The organism is Streptomyces sp. NPDC002054 (assembly GCF_040296685.1).
In the GTDB taxonomy this organism is placed as follows: domain Bacteria; phylum Actinomycetota; class Actinomycetes; order Streptomycetales; family Streptomycetaceae; genus Streptomyces.
Map to the genome: position 1 here is coordinate 104,544 of NZ_JBEOXT010000021.1, position 25,048 is coordinate 129,591.

At 71.7% G+C, this 25,048-nt stretch carries 21 protein-coding genes; 6 read left to right on the forward strand and 15 right to left on the reverse strand.

Annotation, left to right across the window (positions count from 1 at the left end):
* Positions 1-65: 65 nt before the first annotated feature.
* From ABT123_RS21235 to bldG, 6 genes are all read right to left on the reverse strand, one after another.
* Positions 66-263, reverse strand: a complete 198-nt coding sequence (locus tag ABT123_RS21235; RefSeq protein WP_351316802.1) for a hypothetical protein — start codon at positions 261-263, stop codon at positions 66-68.
* A 102-nt stretch (positions 264-365) separates the two neighbouring features.
* Entirely contained in the window at positions 366-1,874 is a 1,509-nt protein-coding gene (locus tag ABT123_RS21240) for a DUF7059 domain-containing protein (RefSeq protein ID WP_351316804.1), read from the reverse strand.
* A 226-nt stretch (positions 1,875-2,100) separates the two neighbouring features.
* The gene (locus ABT123_RS21245) at positions 2,101-2,667 is read right to left on the reverse strand and encodes a small secreted protein (RefSeq protein WP_351316807.1); all 567 of its coding nucleotides are present in this window, start codon (positions 2,665-2,667) and stop codon (positions 2,101-2,103) included.
* A 185-nt stretch (positions 2,668-2,852) separates the two neighbouring features.
* A complete protein-coding gene (locus ABT123_RS21250) occupies positions 2,853-5,231 on the reverse strand; it encodes a sodium-translocating pyrophosphatase (RefSeq protein WP_351316809.1) in 2,379 nt (792 codons plus the stop codon).
* 257 nt (positions 5,232-5,488) lie between these two features.
* A complete protein-coding gene (locus ABT123_RS21255) occupies positions 5,489-5,917 on the reverse strand; it encodes an ATP-binding protein (protein ID WP_351316812.1) in 429 nt (142 codons plus the stop codon).
* A gap of 88 nt (positions 5,918-6,005) precedes the next feature.
* Positions 6,006-6,347 carry an anti-sigma factor antagonist BldG gene (gene bldG / locus ABT123_RS21260; protein WP_030152678.1) on the reverse strand — a complete coding sequence of 114 codons (342 nt, stop codon included), beginning with the start codon at positions 6,345-6,347 and terminating at the stop codon, positions 6,006-6,008.
* An 81-nt stretch (positions 6,348-6,428) separates the two neighbouring features.
* Here bldG and ABT123_RS21265 point away from each other — a divergent pair, with 81 nt between their 5' ends.
* Positions 6,429-8,882, forward strand: coding sequence for a DEAD/DEAH box helicase (locus ABT123_RS21265; RefSeq protein ID WP_351316816.1), 2,454 nt, complete (start codon positions 6,429-6,431; stop codon positions 8,880-8,882).
* Here the strand turns inward: ABT123_RS21265 and ABT123_RS21270 are convergent.
* Genes ABT123_RS21270 through ssd form a run of 7 tightly spaced genes read right to left on the reverse strand, consistent with a single transcriptional unit; the run spans position 8,848 to position 13,734 of the window.
* Positions 8,848-9,240: an Rv3654c family TadE-like protein gene (locus ABT123_RS21270; protein WP_351316819.1), complete on the reverse strand. Its 393-nt coding sequence runs from the start codon at positions 9,238-9,240 to the stop codon at positions 8,848-8,850. The genes ABT123_RS21265 and ABT123_RS21270 overlap by 35 nt on opposite strands.
* A complete protein-coding gene (locus ABT123_RS21275; protein WP_351316822.1) occupies positions 9,237-9,608 on the reverse strand; it encodes a TadE family type IV pilus minor pilin in 372 nt (123 codons plus the stop codon). The genes ABT123_RS21270 and ABT123_RS21275 overlap by 4 nt, the downstream gene beginning before the upstream one ends.
* A complete protein-coding gene (locus tag ABT123_RS21280) occupies positions 9,595-9,792 on the reverse strand; it encodes a DUF4244 domain-containing protein (protein ID WP_351316825.1) in 198 nt (65 codons plus the stop codon). The genes ABT123_RS21275 and ABT123_RS21280 overlap by 14 nt, the downstream gene beginning before the upstream one ends.
* Positions 9,793-9,828: 36 nt before the next feature.
* Positions 9,829-10,521, reverse strand: coding sequence for a type II secretion system F family protein (locus ABT123_RS21285; RefSeq protein ID WP_351316828.1), 693 nt, complete (start codon positions 10,519-10,521; stop codon positions 9,829-9,831).
* Positions 10,521-11,381, reverse strand: a complete 861-nt coding sequence (locus tag ABT123_RS21290) for a type II secretion system F family protein (protein WP_351316951.1) — start codon at positions 11,379-11,381, stop codon at positions 10,521-10,523. Before ABT123_RS21290 ends, ABT123_RS21285 begins: the two co-directional genes overlap by 1 nt.
* An 11-nt stretch (positions 11,382-11,392) precedes the next feature.
* Entirely contained in the window at positions 11,393-12,541 is a 1,149-nt protein-coding gene (locus ABT123_RS21295) for a TadA family conjugal transfer-associated ATPase (RefSeq protein WP_351316831.1), read from the reverse strand.
* Positions 12,538-13,734 carry a septum site-determining protein Ssd gene (gene ssd / locus ABT123_RS21300; RefSeq protein WP_502971006.1) on the reverse strand — a complete coding sequence of 399 codons (1,197 nt, stop codon included), beginning with the start codon at positions 13,732-13,734 and terminating at the stop codon, positions 12,538-12,540. The genes ABT123_RS21295 and ssd overlap by 4 nt, the downstream gene beginning before the upstream one ends.
* Positions 13,735-14,185: 451 nt before the next feature.
* On the opposite strand from ssd, the gene ABT123_RS21305 reads away from it, so the two are divergent.
* A complete protein-coding gene (locus ABT123_RS21305) occupies positions 14,186-15,046 on the forward strand; it encodes an HAD family hydrolase (protein WP_351316834.1) in 861 nt (286 codons plus the stop codon).
* Positions 15,047-15,530: 484 nt separating this feature from the next.
* On the opposite strand, the gene ABT123_RS21310 is transcribed toward ABT123_RS21305, so the two are convergent.
* The gene (locus ABT123_RS21310) at positions 15,531-16,352 is read right to left on the reverse strand and encodes a Fic family protein (protein ID WP_351316837.1); all 822 of its coding nucleotides are present in this window, start codon (positions 16,350-16,352) and stop codon (positions 15,531-15,533) included.
* 109 nt (positions 16,353-16,461) lie between these two features.
* Here ABT123_RS21310 and ABT123_RS21315 point away from each other — a divergent pair, with 109 nt between their 5' ends.
* Positions 16,462-17,466: an ATP-binding protein gene (locus ABT123_RS21315; RefSeq protein WP_351316840.1), complete on the forward strand. Its 1,005-nt coding sequence runs from the start codon at positions 16,462-16,464 to the stop codon at positions 17,464-17,466.
* On the opposite strand, the gene ABT123_RS21320 is transcribed toward ABT123_RS21315, so the two are convergent.
* Positions 17,435-18,739, reverse strand: coding sequence for a polysaccharide deacetylase family protein (locus tag ABT123_RS21320; protein WP_351316843.1), 1,305 nt, complete (start codon positions 18,737-18,739; stop codon positions 17,435-17,437). The genes ABT123_RS21315 and ABT123_RS21320 overlap by 32 nt on opposite strands.
* Before the next feature lie 239 nt (positions 18,740-18,978).
* Between ABT123_RS21320 and ABT123_RS21325 the strand changes: the two genes are divergently transcribed.
* From ABT123_RS21325 to nhaA, 3 genes are all read left to right on the forward strand, one after another.
* Positions 18,979-21,243: a SulP family inorganic anion transporter gene (locus ABT123_RS21325; RefSeq protein ID WP_351316846.1), complete on the forward strand. Its 2,265-nt coding sequence runs from the start codon at positions 18,979-18,981 to the stop codon at positions 21,241-21,243.
* A gap of 193 nt (positions 21,244-21,436) precedes the next feature.
* Positions 21,437-23,392: an acetate--CoA ligase gene (gene acs, locus ABT123_RS21330; protein ID WP_351316849.1), complete on the forward strand. Its 1,956-nt coding sequence runs from the start codon at positions 21,437-21,439 to the stop codon at positions 23,390-23,392.
* A gap of 217 nt (positions 23,393-23,609) precedes the next feature.
* Positions 23,610-25,028, forward strand: a complete 1,419-nt coding sequence (gene nhaA / locus ABT123_RS21335; protein ID WP_351316852.1) for a Na+/H+ antiporter NhaA — start codon at positions 23,610-23,612, stop codon at positions 25,026-25,028.
* Positions 25,029-25,048 lie beyond the last annotated feature (20 nt).

A 25,048-nucleotide genomic window follows, 5' to 3' on the forward strand; every position in this document is an offset into this window, starting at 1 on the left:
CCCGCCCGGCGCGGCCCCCCGGAGCGGGCCGGAAAACCCGTCGGAAACCCGTCGGAATACCCGTCTCAGAGCCGGCCCAGGCACCACACACCGAGGGCCAGCGAGGTGCCGCCGGCCAGCAGGGCCAGCGGCAGCGCCAGCGCGGGGCGCGCGCCCTCTGCGACCGGCGCGCGATGCAGTGCGCGCGCCCCGGTCCACGTCAGCAGAGCGGCTCCGAACAGCAGGAACACCGTGGCCGCAAAGATCGCCGGAACTCTGTCCATGCCGCACCCCTTCCCCCCGAGCCGCTCCCCGGAATCCCCCCGGATTCCTGTGCGAACGAGCCTGGCACCCGGCGGCGTACGGCACGCGAACCCCGGGTGAACTCAGCGTTCCGGCAGCTCCGCCGGCTCCAGGAAGCCCTGCTCCACCAGCAGTCGGATCGACTCGGGCGTACGGTCGCGCAGCACGATCGGGTCCTCCTGCACCAGCTGGGCGATCGCGTCCAGAATCCGCCCCGCGCTGAGTGAGCCGTCGCACACTCCGGCGAAACCCGCCCCGACCGTGTCCACCTTGGTGGCCCGCCGCATCCCGCGGTTCTGCCGGAGCACCACATGCTCGGGGTCCTCGGCGCCGGGCGCGCCGACCTGCTCCTGCATCACCTCGGCGACCAGCCGGAAATGGCCCTCCAGCAGGGAGGCGTCATCGTGTTTGCGCAGGTAGTCCTGACGGGCGAAGTGGGCCAGGACGGTCTCGCCGAGCGGCTGCTCCACCGGGTGCGGCCACTCCTCGACCACGACGGACGGGGTGTCCGTGTCGCTGCGGCGCAGGGTGATCCAGCCGAATCCGACGGCCTTGGTCTTGCGGGCCTCGAACTCGTCCAGCCACGCCTCGTACCGCTCCGCGTACGCCTGCGGATCGGTGCGGTGGTCGCCCGCGTCGCGCAGCCACAGCTCCGCGTACTGCGTGATGTCCTGCACCTCGCGCTGCACGATCCAGGCGTCGCAGCCGCGCGGCACCCAGGAACGCAGCCGGTCCCGCCAGTCCTCGCCCTCCACGTGCTGCCAGTTGGCCAGGAACTGCGCGTACCCGCCCGGGTTGAGGTGCGCGCCCGCCTGCTGCACCAGGGTGCGGCACAGGTCGTCGCCGCCCATGCCGCCGTCCCGGTAGGTGAGCCGGGCGGCGGGAGAGATCACAAAGGGCGGGTTGGAAACAATCAGGTCGTACGTCGCCTCGCCGACCGGCTCGAACAGCGAACCGGTGAGCAGCTCGGCCTCGGGCGCGCCGGAGAGGGCCAGGGTGAGCCGGGTGAACTCCAGTGCGCGCGGGTTGACGTCGGTGGCGGTGACCCGGGTGGCGTGCTGGGCGGCGTGCAGCGCCTGGATGCCGGAACCGGTGCCGAGGTCCAGCGCGGAACCGACCGGGGTGCGGACGGTGATCCCGGCGAGGGTGGTGGAGGCGCCGCCGACCCCGAGGACCACGCCCTCCTCGTGGCTGCCGATGCCGCCGGCACCGCCGACCGCGCAGCCCAGGTCCGAGACGATGAACCAGTCCTCCCCGTCCGGGCCGCCGTACGGGCGCACATCGACCGTGGCGTACACCTCGGCTCCCTCACGGCGGAGCCAGCCGTCGGCCAGCGCCTCCTCGACCGGCAGGGCGGCCTCCGCGTGGGCGTACGGGACGGGCTGCTGGAGCAGGAACAGCCGGACCAGGCTCTGCTGCGGGCCGTCGCCCCGGGTGGCGCGCAGCGCGGGCACGGTCTCGCTGCGGGCGAGCGCCGCGTACGCGGGGGCGCCGAGCAGGTCGAGCAGGCCATCGGCGGTGAAGCCGGCGGAGAGCAGGGCGGCGCGCAGAGCGGCGGCGCGGGCGGGCGAGGGCAGGCTGCTGGTACTCACCCGCCCATTGTGTCGGCTGCACGCCCCCGGCCGGTCCCCGGCATGCCGCAGGGCGGCCGGGGTCCAAGAGGGACCCCGACCGCCCCGGGGGACGAAGACGCGCACGGCACGGGCCCGGCTACGGCTGCCGACGAGTTCCAGCCCGCCGGGTTGCCGACGCGCACCGGGCGCCGACGCGTCAGGCGCATCGGCGGGCCGGGCGCGCCGGCGGGCCCGGCTGGGGCCGTCAGCTCTGCGCGGGCGCAGGCGTGGTGGCCTGGCAGCCCTTCTGCTTCGCCATGGCCTTCTCCAGGGTGCCCGCCTTGAGCTTCTCCTTGGCCGCCTTCTCGTCCGCGGCCACCTTCTCCAGGCCGCCCGAAAGCCCCAGGAGCCCCTCGGCGAACTTCGCCTGGTCCTTGGCGTCGAGCGCATCCATCTTGGTCTTGAGCTCGGTGTAGCCCTTGGCCGTGTCCTCGAAGCTCTTGGCCGCGGCCTCCGCCGTCGCCTTGCCGTCCTTGCCCCCCGGGTCCCCGGCCGCGCGCAGCGCGGAACTGATCCCGGTGAACGCCTCGGACATGGTCTGGAAGGCCGCCGAATCCGTCTTCTGCACCTCTTCGGGCTTGCTGCTCTCGGAGGCCACCCGCTTCATCTCCGCGTTGGCGGCATCGATCTTCTTGTATTCGGGCTGCCACTTGTCGCAGACCTTCTTGGCCCAGTCATCGGCCTTCGTGTCACCGTCGTCGCCGCCGCAGCCGGACAGCACGAGCATCAGCACCGCACCGCCGGAGACCGCGGCCGCAAGCTTCTTCTTCACCGGATTGGTCCCTTCCAAGGCTCTCGGCCCGGAACATACACGCCCGCCATCCGGGTGTGCAGAAAGGCGGACGGACGACGCGTTGGTCCGCGCCGCCCGTCCGCCTTTCGGGCCTACGCCCCCCGACCGTGCCCCCAGAGCCCGGAACGGGCCCTGGAGCAGGTCAGGATGGGCTCAGGAAGGGCTCAGGAGACCACCGCCGGGTCGGCCTGCTGGGCGACCCGCTCGGTGGCCCCGCCGGAGCTGTCGTCGCCGACCGCGATGCCGCGCCGCTTCGACACGTACACCGCGGCGATGATGACGGCGATCGCGAAGGCCGCCACGGCGGCCCGCACCACCGGGCTCGCGTCGTCGCCGTAGCTGAACTGCACGACGGCCGGGGCGATCAGCAGCGCCACCAGGTTCATGACCTTGAGCAGCGGGTTGATGGCTGGGCCTGCAGTGTCCTTGAACGGGTCGCCGACGGTGTCGCCGATGACGGTCGCGGCGTGTGCCTCGCTGCCCTTGCCGCCGTGGTGTCCGTCCTCGACCAGCTTCTTCGCGTTGTCCCAGGCACCGCCCGAGTTGGCGAGGAAAACGGCCATCAGGGTGCCGCAGGCGATGGCCCCGGCGAGGAACGAGCCGAGCGCGCCGACACCGAGGGAGAAGCCCACCGCGATCGGGGTGAGTACGGCGAGCAGTCCGGGGGTGGCGAGTTCGCGGAGCGCGTCCTTGGTGCAGATGTCCACGACGCGCCCGTACTCGGGCTTCTCGGTGTAGTCCATGATCCCGGGGTGCTCGCGGAACTGGCGGCGCACCTCGTAGACCACCGAACCGGCCGAGCGGGAGACCGCGTTGATGGCCAGACCGGAGAAGAGGAAGACCACCGCCGCACCGAGGATCAGCCCGACCAGGTTGTTGGGCTGGGCGATGTCCAGGCTGAGCGCCATGTCCCCGGTCTTGACCCCGACCTCCTTGATGGCGCCCGCGATGGCGTCGCTGTACGAGCCGAAGAGCGCCGCCGCGGCGAGGACGGCGGTGGCGATGGCGATGCCCTTGGTGATGGCCTTGGTGGTGTTGCCGACCGCGTCCAGGTCGGTGAGGACCTGCGCACCGGCACCCTGGACGTCGCCGGACATCTCGGCGATGCCCTGGGCGTTGTCGGAGACCGGGCCGAAGGTGTCCATGGCGACGATCACGCCGACGGTGGTGAGCAGGCCGGTGCCGGCCAGGGCCACCGCGAAGAGCGCGAGCATGATCGACGTACCGCCGAGCAGGAACGCGCCGTAGACGCCGAGGCCGATGAGCAGCGCGGTGTAGACGGCGGATTCGAGGCCGACGGAGATGCCGGCCAGGACGACGGTGGCCGGGCCGGTCAGCGAGGACTTGCCGATGTCCCGGACGGGGCGACGGTTGGTCTCGGTGAAGTAGCCGGTGAGCTGCTGGATGAGGGCGGCGAGCACGATGCCGATGGCGACGGCGACGAGCGCGAGGATGCGCGGGTCGCCGGCGTGGCCCGTGATAGCCGGGTTCTCCACGCCGCGGAGCTCCTTGTAGGTGGCCGGCAGGTAGGCGTAGACGGCGATCGCGACCAGCACCAGGGAGATCACGGCGGAGATGAAGAAGCCGCGGTTGATGGCGGTCATTCCGCTGCGGTCGGTGCGGCGCGGGGAGACGGCGAAGATGCCGATCATCGCGGTGACCACACCGATGGCGGGGACGATCAGGGGGAAGGCGAGGCCGAGGTCGCCGAAGGCGGCCTTGCCGAGGATCAGGGCGGCCACCAGGGTGACCGCGTAGGACTCGAAGAGGTCGGCCGCCATACCGGCGCAGTCGCCGACGTTGTCGCCCACATTGTCGGCGATGGTCGCGGCATTGCGCGGATCGTCCTCCGGAATGCCCTGCTCGACCTTGCCGACCAGGTCGGCGCCGACGTCGGCGGCCTTGGTGAAGATGCCGCCGCCGACGCGCATGAACATGGCGATCAGGGCGGCGCCGAGGCCGAAGCCCTCCAGGACCTTGGGCGCGTCCGCGGCATAGACCAGGACGACGCAGGAGGCGCCGAGCAGGCCGAGGCCGACGGTGAACATGCCGACCACACCACCGGTACGGAAGGCGATCTTCATGGCCTTGTGGGCCACGGCGGTCAGGTCCTTGGCGGGTTCGCCCTCGGCGGGGGTGGCCTCGCGGGCGGCGGCGGCGACGCGGACGTTGGCGCGTACCGCCAGCCGCATGCCGATGTAGCCGGTGGCTGCCGAGAACAGTGCGCCGACCAGGAAGAAGGCGGAACGTCCGGCGCGCTGGGTCCAGTTGTCGGCGGGAAGCAGGAAGAGCAGGAAGAACACCACGACGGCGAAGATGCCGAGGGTGCGCAACTGCCGGCCGAGGTAGGCGTTGGCGCCTTCCTGAACGGCTGCTGCGATCTTTTTCATACTGTCGGTGCCTTCGTCGGCTGCGAGCACCTGGCGGACCAGGATCTGGGCAACGACGAGCGCGGCAAGTGCGACGGCTGCGATGACAATCACGATCAACCGATTTTCATCGGTCAGTACCGCTGCCGCCGTGGGGGTGAAGAGCCCCGTCATACGTCCTCCTTGACGTGATGAGCTCAAGATGTGGACGGATTGTAGGGAGCCTCACCTGATCAAAACAGTACGCGGGAAACGGAATTGGCCTCCCGGTGCTCCTCAACGAAAGATCGCGCCACTCCATTACCGCCCGAAAGCGGTAATGGGGCAAAAGCATTGACGCCCGGTCATTGATCTCCGGACATGAAAAAAGGCCCTGCTCAGCAGGGCCTTTGATCGTCTGTGAATAAGATCGGAATCCGAGATGAAATGATCTAAGGAAGATCGGAAGTACCCGCGGCGGGCCAGCTCATCCGGATGACTCCGCCCGAATCCCCACGGGTGACCTCGACGTCGTCGACGAGTCCGCGGATCACCGCGAGGCCCATCTCGTCCTCACCCTCGGCATCCGGGTCCGCAGCCGCATCGCCGGCGGACGGCCCGCCGGACGGGGTCGAAACCTCGTCCCCGACCTCGATGGAGAAAACCTTCTCCTCCTCGGTGAGCACAACCCGGACGGGTGCGCTCAGCCCGCCACCCCGGTGCAGCCCGACGGCACGCGAACACGCCTCGCCCACGGCGAGGCGCACCTCGTCGAGCACAGCCTCCTCCACTCCGGCCCGGCGCGCCACGGCGGCGGCGACCAGGCGGGCCGTCCGCACGTGTTCGGGCTGGGCGCTGAAGCGGAGTTCAACGGTGGCCATGTACTCCCCCTCGGACTACGGGCGTGCTGACAGGGGCCCGGGCCCTCCGGCCCGGTGCCCCCGCTGCTTCTGCTGTTTTCGGGAGCCGTCAGTCGGTGGCGGCGACGGCGTCTTCCACGGTCGTGTGGATCGGGAAGACCTTGGTCAGACCGGTGATGCGGAAGATCTTCAGGATGCGCTCCTGGTTGCACACCAGACGCAGTGAGCCCTCGTGCGCACGGACACGCTTGAGGCCTCCCACGAGCACACCGAGGCCGGTGGAGTCGAGGAAGTCCACTCGCTCCATGTCGACAACCAGGTGGTAGCTGCCGTCGTTCACCAACTCGACCAACTGCTCGCGCAGCTTGGGCGCGGTATACACATCAATCTCGCCACCGACCTCGACGACTGTGCGGTCGCCGACAGTGCGAGTCGACAGGGACAGGTCCACGGATCCTCCAGCACCTTGCTATCGAGCGGCGCCCCCCAGGGGCCTCCCCACCCGAAGGTAGTGGAGGGATTGGCTGCCGCAATGGCATTCAATCACTTACCGGCAGGCGCGCACGACGCCTTCCGTCCATTGTCCCCGACGCCGGTGACACACTCGGTGGCAATGGCCAGTACTCACCGCCCCGGTCGGCCCACGGCCGCCGCGGACTCCCGACCCACCCCCGGCACGGTCCTGGACCGCCTGTCACGGGGGCCGGGCCGGGCTGCGCGCATCACCCATACGGAGCATCTGCCCCCTCGGGAGGGTCGTCATGCAGTCTGGCCGGACCGCATCCGAACGGATGTCGTAGCCGCGATCCGAACGGCCGGTATCGACCATCCGTGGGAACACCAGGCCGCGGCGGCCGAGCACGCCCTGGACGGCACCTCGGTGGTCGTCGCCACCGGCACCGCCTCCGGCAAGTCGCTGGCCTACCTCGCCCCGGTCCTGAGCGCCCTCGCGGACGGGGCCGAGGCAGCCAACGGAAGGGGCGCGACCGCCCTCTACCTGGCCCCGACCAAGGCCCTGGCCGCCGATCAGCGCCGCGCCGTACGGGAACTGGCCGCCCCGCTCGGCAACGCCGTCCGGCCCGCCGTGTACGACGGCGACACCCCCGTCGAGGAACGCGAGTGGGTCCGCCAGTACGCCAACTACGTGCTCACCAATCCCGACATGCTGCACCGCGGGATACTCCCGGCCCACCCGCGCTGGTCCTCCTTCCTGCGCGCCCTGCGCTATGTCGTCATCGACGAGTGCCACACCTACCGGGGCGTCTTCGGCTCGCACGTCGCCCAGGTGCTGCGCCGGCTGCGCCGCCTCTGTGCCCGCTACGGCTCCGACCCGGTCTTCCTGCTCGCCTCGGCCACCGCCAGCGACCCGGCCGCCGCCGCGAGCCGCCTGACCGGCGTCCCGGTCACCGAAGTGGTCGACGACGCCTCCCCGCGCGGCGAGGTGGTCTTCGCCCTGTGGGAGCCGCCCCTGACCGAGCTCGCCGGGGAGCGGGGCGCCCCGGTCCGCCGCACCGCCACCGCCGAAACCGCCGACCTCCTCACCGACCTGGCCGTGCAGGGGGTCCGCACGGTCGCCTTCGTCCGCTCCCGGCGCGGCGCCGAGCTGATCGCCCTCATCGCCCAGGAGCGCCTTGCCGCGGTCGACCGCTCCCTGCCCGGCCGGGTGGCCGCCTACCGGGGCGGCTACCTGCCCGAGGAGCGCCGTGCCCTGGAGCGGGCCCTGCACTCCGGCGAGCTGCTCGGCCTGGCCGCCACCACCGCGCTGGAGCTGGGCGTGGACGTCTCCGGCCTGGACGCCGTCCTGATCGCCGGCTACCCGGGCACCCGGGCCTCGCTGTGGCAGCAGGCCGGCCGGGCCGGACGGTCCGGCCAGGGCGCCCTGGCCGTGCTGATCGCCCGGGACGACCCGCTGGACACCTACCTCGTCCACCACCCCGAGGCCCTGTTCCAGCAGCCCGTCGAGGCCACCGTGCTGGACCCCGACAATCCGTACGTACTCGCCCCCCATCTGTGCGCGGCAGCGGCCGAGCTGCCGCTCACCGACACCGACCTGGCCCTCTTCGGCCCGGCCGCGGCCGACCTCCTCCCCCAGCTTGAATCCGCCAAGCTGCTGCGCCGCCGCGCCACCGCCTGGCACTGGACCCGCCGGGAGCGGGCCTCGGACCTGACCGACATCCGGGGCGGCGGCGGCCGTCCGGTGCAGATCGTCGAGGCCGGCACCGGCCGGCTGCTCGGCACGGTCGACGAATCCGCCTCCCACACCGCCGTGCACGACGGCGCGGTCCACCTCCACCAGGGCCGCACCTATCTGGTGAGGCACCTGGACCTGGAGGACTCGGTGGCCCTGGTCGAGGAGTCGGACCCGCCCTTCTCCACCACCGCCCGGGACACCACATCCATCACCGTCCTCGACACCGAGGCGGAGGTCCCCTGGGGCCCGGCCCGGCTCTGCTACGGCTCCGTCGAGGTCACCAACCAGGTCGTCTCCTATCTGCGGCGCAAACTGATCACCGGCGAGGTCCTCGGCGAGGCCAAACTGGACCTGCCGCCCCGCACCCTGCGCACCCGGGCCGTGTGGTGGACGGTCACCGAGGACCAGCTCGACGAGGCCCGGATCAACCCGGAGATCCTCGGCGGCGCCCTGCACGCCGCCGAGCACGCCTCCATCGGCCTGCTCCCGCTGTTCGCCACCTGCGACCGCTGGGACATCGGCGGCGTCTCCGTGCCGCTCCACCCGGACACCCTGCTGCCCACCGTGTTCGTGTACGACGGCCACCCCGGCGGTGCCGGATTCGCCGAACGGGCCTTCCGTACGGCCCGCCCATGGCTGACCGCGACCCGGGACGCGATCGCCGCCTGCGAGTGCGAGGCCGGCTGCCCCTCCTGCATCCAGTCCCCCAAGTGCGGCAACGGCAACGACCCCCTCCACAAACGCGGCGCGGTCCGCCTCCTCACCCGCCTCCTGACCGGCGCACCCCAGGACTAGGCCCGCTCCGGGCGGCCTCCGGCCCCGGCTCCGCCGCGGGGCCCGCGCGGGCCGGGATGCGGACCGTGAAGGGCCCGGCGCGGGCCTCGGCCGCGACCTCCGCGATCTCGCCCTTCAGCCGGCACCCGGCCGGCCGGGCATCCTGCGCCCGGATCACCCGGACCGCCGCAGCGCACGCGGCCTCGGGGCCGTGCGCCCAGCTCGACGCCGCCGCCAGCGCCGCGAGGTCCGCCGCAGCTGCCGCGCGGTGCCGGGCCAGCACGGCCTGGCCGAGCAGCAGCACGCCCCCGAACACCGCCCCCAGCACCGTCGTGACCAGGGCCGCCCACACGGTCGCCGAACCCCGGTCCCGGGTCATGGCGGCGGCCCCACGCTGTCCTCGGCCAGCGCCACGGCCCCGGCGCCCAACCGGACCGGCAGCCCGGCCGGGCCCGGGGCGGGTGCCGCCACCCGCACCCGCCACAGATCACCCGAACGCTCCACCGTCACCTCCGCCCCGTCCGGTGCCGCTGCCCTGGCCGCCGCCACCGCTGCCGCCACCGGTTCGGACCGGGCCGCGGCCCGCGCACCGGCCCTGGCCGCGTCCACGCACCGGATCTGTCCGGCCGCCGCCATCAGCGCCCACACCAGCAGTGCCGCGAAAAGCACCAGCGCCGGAATCACCAGGGCCGCCTCGGCCGTCACATAACCGCCGTCGCCGTCGGCCTTTTGCTCAGAACGGCACATCGAGCGCCTTCCCGATGGTCGACTGAAGGGCCGTCGAGACCACGTCGCTCGTCACGACCTTGTACAGAACGGCCGCGAATGCACAGGCAGCGATCGTGCCCATGGCGTATTCCGAAGTCGACATCCCGGCGTCCCCGCCGCGGCCGGCCAGTGCGCCCCGCAGTCGAAACCAGATGCTCCTCATGACAACCTCCTGATGATTTCTGTTCTTGATGTGTTTTCAGGTGCCCGAGAGAAGACCGGAAGCCATTCCGATCACCACCGGCGCAACTCCGACCGCAAGAAAAGCGGGGAGGAAACACAGCCCCACCGGCGCGGTCACCAAAACCGCTGCTCGCTGGGCCCCCGCAGTCGCCCGCCGGGCCCGCTCCGCCCGCAGGGCCGCCGCCAGCCGGGCCACCGGCTCCGCGGCCGGCGCCCCGGTGCGGGCCGCCCGGTCCAGGCAGTCCGCCAGCGCCCCGGCGCCGGGTATCTCCGCCAACCTCCCCCACGAGGCATCCGGTTCGGCGCCCAGCCGCAACTCGGCACCCGCCAGCGCCAGCCGCTCGCCCACCGGGCCGCCCAGCGACTCCCCCACCACCTCGGCCGCCTCCACCGGCCCGGCACCCGCCGCCAGACAGGCGGCCAACAGATCGGCGGCGAACGGCAGCTGACGCTCCGCCTCCCCCGGATCCGCCCGCCCGGCCCGGCCCCAACGGCGCCGGAGCCGGGCCCACCGACCCCACCGGCCCCGCCGGCCCCGCCGGACCGGTGGCCGGGTACCGCCCGGGCCGGGCTCCACCGGGAGCAGCAGCCCCGCCCGACGGAGCACCGCCCGCTCCCGGACCCGCCCCGCACACACGGACACCAGCCACAGCGCGGCCACCGGCAGGGAAAGCGCCATCCCCAGCCTGTGGACCAGCGAACCGTCCATCACCCCTCCCCCTTCCGCACGATCCGCCGGCACCACAGCAGCCCCAGCACCTCCAGCACTCCGCCGACCAGCAGGCAGCCCATCCCCAGCGAGGTGTGCAGCAGCACCCGCAGGGGATCCGCCCCCAGTCCCGTCCCGATCAGGAGGCCCACCAGCGGGAGCAGCGCCAGCACCACCGCAGTGGACCGCGCCCCCGCCAGCTGAGCTCGCAAGGAGTCCTGCCGGTCCCGCTCCGCCCGCAACGCCCCTTCCAGCCGGTCCAGCCCGGCCGCCAGCCCCGCACCCCCGTCCACCGAGACCCGCCAGCACGCGGCCATCCCGGCCAGCCCCTCCGCACCCGGCTCCCGGGCCGCCTCCCGCAGCGCCCCGGCCACATCCCCGCCGAAGGCGGCAGCGGCCAGCACCGCCGCCTCCTCGGCGCCCGGTATGGCGGTCCGGCGCATCGCGGCGCTCAACGCCTGCCCCGGCTGCGCCCCGGCCCGCAACTCCCCCACGGCCGCCCCACACAGGGCGATCACCGCCGCCGCCCGCGCCTCCCGGGCCCGGGCCCGCTCCCGGACCCTCAGCCACCGTCGCACCACGGGCACCGCCAACACCCCCAGCACCAGCGGAATCAGCGATCGGCCGAGCAGCGCCACCACCAGCCCCGCCGCCACGCACGCCCCCTCCGGCCACCGGCCCGCACGCACCCGCACCGGAACCACCAGCCGCTCCCAGGGAGACCCCCGCGCGGGCAGCGCCGGCCCCGGCCCGGCCAGCAACAGCCGGGCCCGCCCCGCCGGCCGGCCGTCCCCGGCCAGCAGCCAGACCGCAGCCCCGGCACACAGCACCGCCGCGACCACCGGCACCGGGACCGCCATGCCCGCCCCGGTCACCGCACTCCCCCCAGCAGCAGGCTCAGCCGCTCCCAGCCCCGCTCCCGCGCGAATCCCCGCGCGGCCCACCGAAGCGCGGGCACCGTGACCACCAGCCCGGCCGCATCCCGCTCCAGGACATGCACCTCGGCGACCCGCCGCTGCCCGCCCCGGTCCCGGACCAGGTGGATCACCAGGTCCAGAGCGGCGGCCAACTGGCTGTGCAGCGCAGCCCGGTCGAGCCCGGCAGCAGTACCGAGCGCCTCCAGCCGTGCCGGGACATGCGCCGCAGCATTGGCATGTACCGTCCCGCACCCGCCTTCGTGCCCGGTGTTGAGCGCGGCCAGCAGGTCGGCGACCTCCGCCCCGCGCACCTCCCCCACCACCAGCCGGTCGGGCCGCATCCGCAGGGCCTGCCGGACCAGGTCTGCCAACGTGACCAGCCCGGCGCCCTCCTGATTGGCGGGCCGGCTCTCCAGCCGCACCACATGCGGATGATCGGGGCGCAGTTCGGCCGAGTCCTCGGCGAGCACGATGCGCTCCCCCGGCCCGACCAGTCCCAGCAGGGAACTGAGCAGCGTGGTCTTCCCCGTGCCGGTCCCTCCGGAGACCAGGAACGACAGTCTGGCCTCGACCATCGCCCCGAGCAGCCGCCGCCCGCCCGGCGGCAGGGTGCCCGCGGCCGTCAGCTCCTCCAGGGTGAACGCCCGTGGCCGCACCACCCGCAGCGACAGGCAGGCCGATCCGACGGCCACCGGCGGCAGCACCGCATGGAGCCGGGTGCCGTCGGGCATCCGGGCATCCACCCACGGCCGGGCATCGTCCAGCCGGCGCCCGGCCACCGCCGCCAGCCGCTGCGCCAGCCTGCGCACCGCCTCCGCGTCGCCGAAGGTCACCCCGGTCAGCTCCAGCCCGCCGCCCCGGTCCACCCACACCCGGTCCGGCGCCGCCACCAGCACGTCCGTGACGGCCGGGTCGGCGAGCAACGGTTCCAGCGGGCCGGCTCCCACGAGCTCCGACCGCAACTCGGCGGCCACGCCGAGCACCTCCGCATCCCCCAGCAGCCGCCCCTGGGCCCGCAGTGCCGCCGCGACCCGGGCCGGTGTCGGATCGGCCCCGCTCTCGGCGAGCCGGGCCCGCACCGCGTCCAGCAGCCCGGCGGTCATGCGGTCACCCCCTGGCCGGCGCCGAGCGCCCGCCGCCAGAACCCGTCGCAGAACCGGGCCAGCGGCCCCCAGACGAACGTGCCCGGCGGCTCGCCCCTGGACAGCCATTCGGAGACCCCGAGCTCTACCGGCATCTCACCGGCGAGCGGCAGCCGGAGCAGCCCGGCCACCTCGTCCGGGTCGAGCTCGCCGGCCAGGCGCGCCCGCACCACCACCCGGACGTCCCTGGCCATCCCGTGCAGGGCGTCGCCGACCCTGCTCGCCGCGGCCACCGACCGCAGCTCGACCGGAACCACCATCAGCACCAGGTCCAGCTGGGCCAGCGCCTCGACCGCGACCTCGTCCACACGCCGGGGCAGGTCGACCACCACCACCCCGCCCCGCCGCCGGGCGGCAGCAAGCACCGAGCACATCGCCGCGGGCGGCACCAGCACCCGTTTGCCCCGGTCCCAGCTGAGCAGGCGCAGCCCGTGCAACTGCGGCAGGGACTCCTCCAGGGCTCCGGCACCGACCCGGCCGCGTGAGGCGGCGAAGTCCGGCCAGCGCAGGCCCTCGGCCCCTTCGCCGCCGAGCAGCACGTCCAGCCCGCCCCCGAAGGGATCTCCGTCGATCAGCATGGTCCGCTCGCCGGACCGGGCCGCGGAGATGGCCAGGGAGCAGGCCAGGGTGGAAGCTCCGGCGCCGCCACTGCCCCCGATGACGCCCACGGCGAGCGCGGGCCGGCCGGCCCCTTCGGCCACATCGGCGATCCGGTCGACCAGCCAGCTCTCGGAGTCGGGGAGCCAGAGCACCTGCTCGGCCCCGATCTCCACCGCGCGCTGCCACACCACGGGGTCGTCGGGATTCCGGCCTTCGCTCCGCCCGACGAGGAAGACTCCGCCGCGGCGCGGTGCTCCGCGCACCCGGCCGCCCACGTCTTCGCCGACCAGCACGAGCGGCGCGTCGGCCCACCCGGCGGCACCCGGCGGGCCGGCCCCGGCCGGCGCAGCGATCCCACCGGCCCCACCAGCCCCACCGCCCCCGGCCGTCCCGCTTTGCTCCGGCACCGCAGGTTGCACGTGGGGCTCGGCGCCTGCGGCAGCGCACAACCGCAGCAGATCGTCGAGGAGCACCGGGTCCTCTGTGATGATCAACGGCCGCCCGGCACCGGGAACCGGCCACTCCGGCACTTCGCGGGACATGGTTCCAGCCACGATCTCCGCCCCCTTCTCACTGCAAATCCGTTGACCGCGGACTTCGCGGTCGGAATCACCGTGCCGCCATCCGCAAAATCAAGTGGATCTTGCTCGAGAACTGTGGATAGAGAGGGCGTTGTGAATAACTCGATCACCCCTGGAGGTGAGTTCCACAGCGCTCCGGAACAACTACACACCGTGACGAGTTCGAGGGAGTGAGGGCCGGCGCGGCGCGGGCCCACGACACAGGGAGGGCCAGAGAAATGATCACTTGGGGCCGGCGGCCGGGACGCAAACCGCGTCCGGACATGCGACGACCCCCGCCGGGGGGGAGAGCGGGGGTCGTCCCCACGGCCGACTCGGGGGGGGAGGAGTCGGACCGGGTTAGCACGGTCGCGAACGATCCGTGACTTCCATGGTGTACCCGAGAGGCTTCTCAGGCAAACCCACGCGCCACACCTTACGCCGAATGGTGGGCGCATATGCTCGGCTCGTGGAAATCCAGTCCTTGTCGCACTCCTTGCCTCGCACTGCAGCCTTCTTCGACCTGGACAAGACGGTCATTGCGAAGTCGAGCACTCTGACGTTCAGCAAGTCCTTCTACCAAGGCGGGCTGATCAACCGGCGGGCGGTACTGCGCACCGCGTACACCCAGTTCATCTTCCTGGCCGGCGGCGCCGACCACGACCAGATGGAGCGGATGAGGGAGTACCTCTCCGCCCTCTGCAAGGGTTGGAACGTCCGGCAGGTGAAGGAGATCGTCGCCGAAGCCCTGCACGACCTGATCGACCCGATCATCTACGACGAGGCGGCGTCCCTCATCGAGGCCCATCACACAGCGGGCCGCGACGTGGTGATCGTTTCGACCTCCGGGGCCGAGGTGGTCGAGCCGATCGGCGAGATGCTCGGAGCCGACCGGGTCGTCGCCACCCGCATGGTGGTGGGCGAGGACGGCTGCTTCACGGGGGAGATCGAGTACTACGCCTACGGTCCGACCAAGGCGGAGGCCGTGCGCGAGCTGGCCGAGTCCGAGGGCTACGACCTGGCGCGCTGCTACGCGTACAGCGACTCGATCACCGACGTCCCGATGCTGGAGGCGGTCGGCCATCCGCACGCGGTCAATCCGGACCGGGCGCTGCGCCGGGAGGCGCTGGCCCGGAACTGGCCGGTGCTCGTCTTCAACCGGCCGGTCCGACTGAAGCAGCGGCTGCCCGGGCTGTCCCTGGCGGCCCGCCCCGCACTGGTCGCGGCTGCCGCCGTCGGTGCGGCAGCGGCCACGGCCGGTCTGGTCTGGTACGCGAGCCGCCGCCGCGCAAACGCCATCGCCTGACAGCCCGACGCCGTACCGCCGAGAAGCGCTGAGAACTGCTGCGAACCGCCGAGAACCCGACCGGGAGCCGCCTGACCTGCACCGACACCGACCGTCCGGTTCATACCGAACTGTCCGTGAAAGTAAAGAAGTGCAGCAAGGGGTTCCGCTTCCTCCGGGATGGAGGTACAAAGGATTCACGGCCCGCGAGACCAAAGGACATCCGAGAGGATCATCTTTAGAACGCAGCAAGGCCCCACGGACCGAAGCATGAACGCCGAGCACCCACGCGACGTCGACCCGTCGATTACGGGCCAGCCGCACCAGGGAACGGGCAAAGTTCCCGACCTGATGGGCAACTATCGAGGACGCTTGGTAACTGGGCGCGCATGCCAGCGGCGACACCATGAGCAGTACGGTGTCGCCGCAACCCGTGTCCGGACCATGCCGGCCAGACCAGCTCAGGCCAGACCAGGCCAGTTCAGATCGGGCCAGATCAGATTCGTCAGGCCGCGCCGCGCTGCAGCGCCTCGCAGACCGCCATGGACTCCCGCGCCCCGAGCTCGACCGCCCGCCCGCAGTGCGCGATCCAGGCCGCCATCCCCTCCGGGGTCCCGGAGACGTACCCGTCCAGCGCCGCGAGATAGGCCGCCCGGCCCAGCTCCGCGTGCCCGACCTCCGCCGGACAGACCGCCTTGGGGTCCAGACCGCTGTTGATCAGAACGATCCGCTCGGCGGTCCGCGCCACCACCCCGTTGTACGAGCCGAACGGCCGCAGCGCGAGCAGCTCACCGTGCACCACTGCGGCGGTCACCAGCGCCGGGGCCGAGCCCCCCGCGATGATCAGCCGGGACAGGCCGTCCAGCCGCCCCGCAACCTCGTCGGCGTCCGGCAGCGGCAGCTCCACCAGCGGCTCGTCCACCGGCTCGCCGGCCAGCCTCGGCCGCCCCACCACCTCACCGGCGACGGCGGTACCCGCCGCAACCAGGTGCAGCCGCGCCAGCACCCGCAGCGGCGACTGCCGCCAGATGCTCAGCAACTGCCCGGCCTCGGCGGTCAGTCGCAGCGTCGCGCCCACCACCCGGGCCTCGGCCTCCGCCCCGAAGTCGGTCCGCCGCCGGACCTCCTCCAACGCCCAGTCCGCGCCCGACAGGGCCGCGCTCCCACGCGCCCCGCGGAGCGTCGCCTCGGCGGAGACCTCCGTGCTGCGACGGCGCATCACGCGGTGCCCGTAGACCCGGTCCACGGCCTTGCGCATGGACTCCACGGACTCGGCCACGCCCGGAAGGCCCGCGAGGGCGGCGAGCGGATCGGCTGACGTACTCATAAGCAGGGAGCCTACGCACTGCGCGGCCATAGCACCGACCCCACCTTAGAGTGGTCTTCTTCACTCACCTCCGCCACGGTGCGCCACCCCGGCACTACGCTAGGTGAACATGAAGATCGCTTTCGTGGGGAAGGGCGGCAGCGGCAAAACCACGCTGTCCTCGCTCTTCATCCGCCACCTTGCCGCCAACGAGGCCCCCGTCGTCGCGGTGGACGCCGACATCAACCAGCACCTCGGGGCCGCCCTCGGACTGACCGAGGAGGAGGCCGCCGGACTGCCGGCGATGGGCGCCCAACTGCCGCTCATCAAGGAGTACCTGCGGGGCTCCAACCCGCGTATCGCCTCCGCTGACACGATGATCAAGACCACCCCGCCCGGCGCCGGTTCGCGCCTGCTGCGGGTACGCGAGGACAACCCGGTCTACCAGGCCTGCGCCCGCCCCGTCCGGCTCGACGGGGAAGAGGTGCGGTTGATGGCCACCGGGCCGTTCACCGAGTCCGATCTGGGCGTGGCCTGCTACCACTCCAAGGTCGGGGCGGTCGAGCTCTGCCTGAACCACCTGGTCGACGGACCGGATGAGTACGTGGTCGTCGACATGACGGCCGGCTCGGACTCCTTCGCCTCCGGGATGTTCACCCGCTTCGACGTGACCTTCCTGGTCGCCGAGCCCACCCTCAAGGGCATTTCCGTCTACCGCCAGTACAAGGCGTACGCACGGGACTTCGGGGTGGCCCTCAAGGTGATCGGCAACAAGGTGCAGGGCCGGGACGACATCGAGTTCCTGCGCGCGGAGGCCGGCGAGGACCTGCTGGTCACCGTCGGGCACTCGGACTGGGTGCGGGCGATGGAGAAGGGCCGGCCGCCGCGCTTCGAGCTGCTGGAGGCGGACAACCGCATGGCGCTGCAGGCCCTGCAGGACGCGGCCGACGACTCCTACGCGCAGCGCGACTGGGCCCGGTACACCGAGCAGATGGTCCACTTCCACCTGCGGAACGCCGAGAGCTGGGGCAACGCGAAGACCGGGGCCGACCTGGCGCAGCAGGTCGACCCCGGGTTCGTGCTGGGTGAGCAGAGCGGCGCCGCTATTCCTCGTCCTGCTCCTCAGCCGGCGTGACCTCCTCGGGCGCCGCCGGAGGGGCGGGTGCCGGTGACGGCGCCGGTCCGGTGGCCAGGAACTTGGTCCAGCCCTCCTTCGGCGCCTGTCCGACGTCGAGCGTGCGCATCCACTCGACGTGCCGGGGGTCCTGGGCGTCGAGCCAGTCCACGAGCTCGCGGAAGGGCACGCAGCGCACGTCCTTCTGGGTGCAGACGGTCTTGATGGTCTCCTCGATGGCGCGCATGTAGGTGCCGCCGTTCCAGGACTCGAAGTGGTTGCCGATGATCAGCGGCGCTCGGTTGCCCCGGTAGGCGCGTTCGAAGCCCTGCAGCAGGCCGTCGCGCAGCTGGTTGCCCCAGTAGGTGTGCTGGAAGGGGTCGCCCTGTGAGGTGGTCCCCGACTGGTTGACCATGAAGTTGTAGTCCATGGTCAGGGTCTCGAAGGCCCGCCCCGGAATGGGCACCAGCTGCAGCGGGATGTCCCACAGCCCGTCGGTCTTCTTCGGCCACTTCTGCTTGCTGATGCCGCTCGAGTCGTAGCGGAAGCCCATGGTCCGGGCCGCCAGCATGAAGTTCTTCTGGCCTTCGAGACAGGGGGTGCGGGCTCCGACCAGCTCCTTGTCGTAGTCGAAGGGGAGCGCCTTCTCCTGCTTCAGGCCGGAGTTGGTCTTCCAGTTCTTGACGAAGGACTTGGCCTGCTGGATCTCGCTCTTCCACTCCTCCACGGACCAGGTGCCGACACCCCCCTCGGGGCCGCAGAAGTGCCCGTTGAAGTGGGTGCCGATCTCGTTGCCCTCCTGCCAGGCCCCGCGGATCTGGGTGGCGGTCTCCTTGATGCTCGGGAGGTCGCCGAAGCCGATGTCGGAGCGGCCGGGGGCATGCTGGGGACCGGTATAGAGGGAACGTTTCTCCTCCGGAAGCATGTACACGCCGCTGAGGAAGTACGTCATCCGGGCGTTGTGCTTCCTGCCGACCTCGCGGAAGTGCGAGAACAGCTTCTGGCTGTCCTCGCCCGCCCCGTCCCAGGAAAAGACCACGAACTGCGGCGGCGTTTCACCGGGCTTGAGCTTCTCCGGCTTCCGTACGTTCGGCTGTGGTCCGGTGTACGAGGTGGAGCCGTCGCCGATCAGCCGGAGCACGCTGCCCGGGGCTTCCGGGGCGGCGGCGCCCTTCTTCGCGCCGGACCCGCCGCCCGACGGCCCGGCGGAGTCCGAGGCGCTGCAGCCGGCGAGGCCCAGCGCCGCAACCACGGCCACGGCCAGACCGCCGGCGGCCCTCTTCGTGACGGCCATCTTCCGCCCACCTCTCCCTCGTGTTCCCGTGCGGGACTTCCGTGCCGCAACGTCCCACGCGGGCTTCTCTGAGGAAGATGTGACAAGCCGTACAAAATGATTATTCACTCCCCAGAGGGAACTCTTGGGCCATTTGCCCCCTTTGCCAAGCAACTCTCTTTACTCTCCATTACCATCCATTTACCGAGTGTTGAGACTCCCGCCGCTTCACCCTCCCTGCCCACGAGGAGACGGGACCTATGACCAACCCCCGCACCGCGGACCTGTCCGCGTCCATCGCCGTTTTTCTGATCGCGCTGCCGCTCTCGCTCGGCATCGCCCTGGCCACCGGTGCCCCGCTGCAGGCGGGACTGGTGGCCGCGGCGGCCGGCGGAATCGTCGCCGGGCGACTGGGCGGTGCACCCCTCCAGGTGAGCGGCCCCGCCGCCGGACTCACCGTGGTCACCGCCGAGTTGATCCAGCGGTACGGCTGGCGGACCACCTGCGCCATCACCGTGCTCGCCGGCGTCTGCCAGCTCGGCCTCGCCCTGTTGCGCACCGCCCGGTCCGCGCTGATGGTCAGCCCGGCCATCGTGCACGGCATGCTCGCGGGCATCGGCGTGACCATCGCGCTGGCCCAGCTGCACATCGTGCTCGGCGGCACCCCGCAGAGCTCCGCCGTGGCCAATGTCCTGGGCCTGCCAGGCCAGTTGGCCGATCTGCATCCGGCGGCGCTCGGCGTCAGCCTGCTCACCCTGCTCGTCCTGCTCTCCTGGCCACGCCTGCCGGGGCGGGCCGGAAGACTCCTGCGCAGAATCCCGCCGGCCCTCGCCGCCGTGGCCTCCGCGACCGCGCTCGCCGCGCTGGCCGGACTGACCCTGCCCCGGGTGGACCTGCCGTCCTGGAGCAGCCACGCCCTGCCCGGACTGCCCGAGGGGCCGGTCCTGGGGCTCATCGCGGCCGTCCTGACCATCACCCTGGTCGGCAGCGTGGAATCGCTGCTGTCCGCCGTGGCCACGGACAAGCTGATCGCGTCCGAGCGCGGTACGGAAAACCGTCCCCCGCGCGCCGACCTCGACCGCGAACTGCGCGGCCAGGGCGCGGCGAACATCGTCTCCGGCGCCCTCGGCGGACTGCCCATCACCGGAGTCGCGGTGCGCAGCGTGGCGAACGTCAAGTCCGGTGCGGCCACCCGGCGGTCGTCGATGCTGCACGGGCTGTGGATCGTGCTGGCCGCCGCGTTCCTGGTGCCGGTCCTCGACCTGATCCCGCTGGCGGCACTGGCCGCGCTGGTCATGGCCGTCGGCGTGCAGATGGTCAACATCACGCATATGCGCAGCATCACCCGGCACCGGGAGATCGTCGTCTACCTCACCACCATCGTGGCGGTGGTCCTCGGTGGAGTGCTCGAAGGGGTCGCGATCGGTATCGCCGTGGCGGTGGCGGTGTCCCTGCACCGGCTGGCCCGGACCCGGATCACCTTGGAGGAGCAGGACGGCGTCCACCGGGTGCAGGCCCGCGGGCAGTTGACCTTCCTCGCGGTGCCCCGGCTGAGCCGGGTGCTGAACCAGATCCCGCACCGCGGGCACACCGTGATCGAGCTGGACGGCTCCTTCATGGACCACGCCGCGTACGAGACCCTGCAGGACTGGCAGGACTCCCATGTGGCGCACGGCGGTTCGCTGGAGGTCACCGGCCGGGCCGGTGCCGCGATCGGCGACCACCAGGGCTCCGGCGCGCGAGGGGCACACCAGTGCTGCCGCCCCTGGACCCCGTGGCAGAACCACTGCGACCAGCGGCCCGCCGAACCGGCCGAGGCATTGCGCGGCGGCGGCCGGCTGGCCAGCGGGATCAGCGCCTTCCAGCGGGACACCGCCCCGCATGTCCGGGACGAGCTGGCCCGGCTGGCGCGCGAGGGGCAGCAGCCTTCACAGCTGTTCCTGACCTGTGCCGACTCCCGGCTGGTCACCAGCATGATCACCTCGAGCGGGCCCGGCGACCTGTTCACCGTGCGCAATGTGGGGAACCTGGTGCCGCTGCCCGGCGCCGAGTCCGGCGACGACTCCGTCGCAGCGGCCATCGAGTACGCCGTGGACGTGCTCAGGGTGGACAGCATCACGGTGTGCGGGCACTCCGGCTGCGGGGCGATGCAGGCGCTGCTCAACGCCGCGCCCGGAATGCCGACGACCCCGCTGCGCCGCTGGCTGCGCCACGGGCTGCCCAGTCTGGAGCGGATGGCCAGCCGGCACCACGCCTGGGCGCGGATCTCCGGCCGGCTGCCCGCCGACGCCGTGGAGCAGCTGTGCCTGACCAATGTGGTGCAGCAGTTGGAGCACCTGCGGGCGCACGAATCGGTGGCGCGCAGGCTCGCCGAGGGCACGCTGGAGCTGCACGGGATGTACTTCCACGTGGGCGAGGCCCAGGCCTATCTGCTCTCGGAGGGCCGGGACTTCTTCGACTGCCGGGTCTTCGACAGCGTGGTTCCGGCCGATCGCAGCCAGTCCCCCGCACCAGCGCCCGCCTGAACCGGTACGCTCGCGTATCCGTGCCACCGTATGGCCCCTTCCCGCGCCCTGCAGCGGGAAGGGGCCATCCGTGTATTGCGGACCGTCGCAATCAATAGGTCTAAACCAATTTCCGGTTAGCCCTTGTCACCCGGGCATCCGCCTGATGAGCTATGCCGGGGACACAACGGACACCCTGGGAAAGGGAGATGTCGTGAGCAACGAGAGCCTGGCCAACCTGCTCAAGGAGGAGCGGCGATTCGCGCCGCCCGCCGCGCTGGCCGCCGCCGCCAATGTGACGGCGCAGGCATACGAGCAGGCGGACAGCGACAGGCTGGGCTTCTGGGCCGAGCAGGCCCGGCGGCTGACCTGGGCCACCGAGCCGACCGAGACGCTCGACTGGACCAACCCGCCCTTCGCGAAGTGGTTCGCGGACGGCAAGCTGAACGTCGCGTACAACTGCGTGGACCGCCATGTCGAGGCCGGCCACGGCGACCGGGTCGCCATCCACTTCGAGGGCGAGCCCGGCGACAGCCGCTCGGTCACCTACGCGCAGCTCAAGGACGAGGTCTCGCGGGCCGCGAACGCCCTCACCGAGCTGGGCGTCCAGGCCGGCGACCGGGTCGCCGTCTACCTGCCGATGATCCCCGAGGCGGTCGTCGCGATGCTGGCGTGCGCCCGGGTCGGCGCCGCGCACTCGGTGGTCTTCGGAGGGTTCTCCGCCGACGCCGTGGCCTCCCGCATCCAGGACGCCGACGCCAAGCTGGTGATCACCGCCGACGGCGGCTACCGCCGCGGCAAGCCGAGCGCCCTCAAGCCGGCCATCGACGAGGCCGTGGCCAAGTGCCCGCAGGTCAAGAACGTGCTCGTGGTGCAGCGCACCGGCCAGGAGACCGCCTTCACCGAGGGCCGCGACCTCTGGTGGCACGAGCTCGTCGGGCGCCAGTCCACCCAGCACACCCCGCAGGCCTTCGACGCCGAGCACCCGCTCTTCATCCTGTACACGTCCGGTACGACGGGTAAGCCGAAGGGCATCCTGCACACCTCCGGCGGCTACCTCACCCAGGCCGCGTACACCCACCACGCCGTCTTCGACCTCAAGCCGGAGACCGACGTCTACTGGTGCACCGCCGACATCGGCTGGGTGACCGGCCACTCGTACATCGTCTACGGGCCGCTCGCCAACGGCGCCACCCAGGTCATGTACGAGGGCACCCCGGACACCCCGCACCAGGGCCGGTTCTGGGAGGTCGTGCAGAAGTACGGGGTCACCATCCTCTACACCGCACCGACGGCCATCCGGACGTTCATGAAGTGGGGCGACGACATCCCCGCGAAGTTCGACCTGTCCTCGCTGCGCGTGCTGGGCTCGGTCGGCGAGCCGATCAACCCCGAGGCCTGGATCTGGTACCGCAAGCACATCGGCGGCGACCGCTGCCCGATCGTGGACACCTGGTGGCAGACCGAGACCGGCGCCATGATGATCTCCCCGCTGCCGGGGGTCACCGAGGCCAAGCCGGGCTCCGCGCAGCGCCCGCTGCCGGGCATCTCCGCCACCGTCGTCGACGACGAGGCCAACGAGGTTCCCAACGGCGGAGGCGGCTACCTGGTCCTCACCGAGCCGTGGCCCTCGATGCTGCGCACCATCTGGGGCGACGACCAGCGGTTCATCGACACCTACTGGTCGCGGTTCGCCGGCATGTACTTCGCCGGCGACGGCGCCAAGAAGGACGACGACGGCGACATCTGGCTGCTCGGCCGGGTGGACGACGTGATGCTGGTGTCCGGCCACAACATCTCGACCACCGAGGTCGAATCCGCCCTGGTCTCGCACCCCTCGGTCGCCGAGGCGGCCGTGGTCGGCGCGGCCGACGAGACCACCGGCCAGGCCATCGTCGCGTTCGTCATCCTGCGCGGCAGCGCCCACGAGAACGACTCGCTGGTCGCGGACCTGCGCAACCACGTGGGCGCCACCCTCGGCCCGATCGCCAAGCCCAAGCGCATCCTGCCGGTGGCCGAGCTGCCGAAGACCCGCTCCGGCAAGATCATGCGCCGCCTGCTGCGCGACGTGGCCGAGAACCGCGAGCTGGGCGATGTCACCACGCTGACCGACTCCTCCGTCATGGATCTGATCCAGACGAAGCTGCCGAGCGCCTCCAGCGAGGACTGACCCGACACCACCCGACGCGGGAACGCGTGAAACACCCACAAAAAGGGCATCCGGCGAGCAACGCGCCGGATGCCCTTTTCACGCATAAAGTGTGATCACCGCACCACCGAGCTACACCCTGTAAAGTATTGAAGGCGTAAATATTTTACAGGTGTGCCGGGAAGCCTGGTCGGCAAGATCGTTTGTCGTGCCCTTCGACCGACCGGAGGTGTCCCCCGTGGCCACGCCCAGCCCCACCGACAACCAGAGCCGCAAGCTGCTCGGGCGGCTCTCGCTGCCCGAGCGCCGGTTCGTGGCCGACGCCCTGCGCGCCGAGACCGTCGGCGGTGTGCTGCTCCTCGTGGCCGCCGTCACCGCCCTCATCTGGGCGAACACCCCCGGCCTCACCGACAGCTACCTCAGGGTCCGTGATTTCCACATAGGCCCGGAGTCCCTCGGCCTGAACCTGTCCGTCCAGCACTGGGCCGCCGACGGTCTCCTCGCCATCTTCTTCTTCGTCGCGGGCATCGAGCTCAAGCGCGAGCTGGTCGCGGGCGACCTGCGCGACCCCAAGGCAGCGGCCCTCCCCGTCATCGCCGCCATCTGCGGCATGGCCGCCCCGGCCGCGGTCTACGTCCTGGTCAACCAGCTCGGCGACGGGTCCATGAGCGGCTGGGCCGTGCCCACCGCCACCGACATCGCCTTCGCACTCGCCGTGCTCGCCGTCATCGGGACCTCGCTGCCCTCCGCCCTACGCGCCTTCCTGCTGACCCTGGCCGTGGTCGACGACCTGTTCGCCATCATGATCATCGCGGTGTTCTTCACCAACGAGATCGACTTCCTGGCACTCGGCGGCGCCCTCGTCGGCCTCGCCCTGTTCTGGTTCCTGCTCCGCCGCGGCGTCCGCGGCTGGTACGTGTACGTCCCGCTCGCCCTCGTCATCTGGGGCCTGATGTACAACAGCGGGGTCCACGCCACCATCGCCGGTGTCGCCATGGGCCTGATGCTCCGCTGCACCCGCAAGGACAACGAGGAGTACTCCCCCGGCGAGCACATCGAACACCTGGTCCGGCCCATCTCCGCCGGTCTCGCCGTGCCCCTGTTCGCCCTGTTCTCCGCCGGCGTTTCGCTCTCCGACGAAGCGATCGCCCAGGTCTTCACCCGTCCCGAGACCCTCGGCGTGGTCCTCGGCCTGGTCGTCGGCAAGACCATAGGGATCTTCGGCGGCACCTGGCTGGCCGCCCGCTTCACCAAGGCCGAGCTCAACGAGGACCTCTCCTGGCCCGACGTCCTCGCCGTGGCCTCCCTCGCCGGCATCGGGTTCACCGTCTCGCTGCTGATCGGCGAGCTCGCCTTCGCCGGCGACCCCATCCTCACCGACGAGATCAAGGCCGCCGTCCTGATCGGCTCGCTGATCGCCGCGATCTTCGCCTGCGTCCTGCTCAAGCTCCGCGACCGCACGTACAAGGCACTGACCGCCGACGAGGACCGCGACGAGGACCTCGACGGCATCCCGGACATCTACGAGGAGGACAACCCCGCGTACCACCTGCGGATGGCGAAGATCTACGAGGACAAGGCCGCCGAGCACCGCCGCCGGGCCGAAGCGGCAGCCGGGTCCGGCGCCGGGGCCTCCCGTCCGGCATCATCTGACTGACGCGCAGGAATGGACGACAG

Coding starts and splice junctions, on each gene's coding strand:
- ABT123_RS21235 (WP_351316802.1), bottom strand. CDS start 263: ATGGACAGAGTTCCGGCGATCTTTGCGGCCACGGTGTTCCTGCTGTTC.
- ABT123_RS21250 (WP_351316809.1), bottom strand. CDS start 5,231: ATGACGGGGCTCTTCACCCCCACGGCGGCAGCGGTACTGACCGATGAA.
- ABT123_RS21255 (WP_351316812.1), bottom strand. CDS start 5,917: ATGGCCACCGTTGAACTCCGCTTCAGCGCCCAGCCCGAACACGTGCGG.
- ABT123_RS21265 (WP_351316816.1), top strand. CDS start 6,429: ATGGCATTCAATCACTTACCGGCAGGCGCGCACGACGCCTTCCGTCCA.
- ABT123_RS21270 (WP_351316819.1), bottom strand. CDS start 9,240: ATGACCCGGGACCGGGGTTCGGCGACCGTGTGGGCGGCCCTGGTCACG.
- ABT123_RS21275 (WP_351316822.1), bottom strand. CDS start 9,608: ATGTGCCGTTCTGAGCAAAAGGCCGACGGCGACGGCGGTTATGTGACG.
- ABT123_RS21280 (WP_351316825.1), bottom strand. CDS start 9,792: ATGAGGAGCATCTGGTTTCGACTGCGGGGCGCACTGGCCGGCCGCGGC.
- ABT123_RS21285 (WP_351316828.1), bottom strand. CDS start 10,521: ATGGACGGTTCGCTGGTCCACAGGCTGGGGATGGCGCTTTCCCTGCCG.
- ABT123_RS21290 (WP_351316951.1), bottom strand. CDS start 11,381: ATGGCGGTCCCGGTGCCGGTGGTCGCGGCGGTGCTGTGTGCCGGGGCT.
- ABT123_RS21295 (WP_351316831.1), bottom strand. CDS start 12,541: ATGACCGCCGGGCTGCTGGACGCGGTGCGGGCCCGGCTCGCCGAGAGC.
- ABT123_RS21305 (WP_351316834.1), top strand. CDS start 14,186: ATGGTGGGCGCATATGCTCGGCTCGTGGAAATCCAGTCCTTGTCGCAC.
- ABT123_RS21310 (WP_351316837.1), bottom strand. CDS start 16,352: ATGAGTACGTCAGCCGATCCGCTCGCCGCCCTCGCGGGCCTTCCGGGC.
- ABT123_RS21315 (WP_351316840.1), top strand. CDS start 16,462: ATGAAGATCGCTTTCGTGGGGAAGGGCGGCAGCGGCAAAACCACGCTG.
- ABT123_RS21320 (WP_351316843.1), bottom strand. CDS start 18,739: ATGGCCGTCACGAAGAGGGCCGCCGGCGGTCTGGCCGTGGCCGTGGTT.
- ABT123_RS21325 (WP_351316846.1), top strand. CDS start 18,979: ATGACCAACCCCCGCACCGCGGACCTGTCCGCGTCCATCGCCGTTTTT.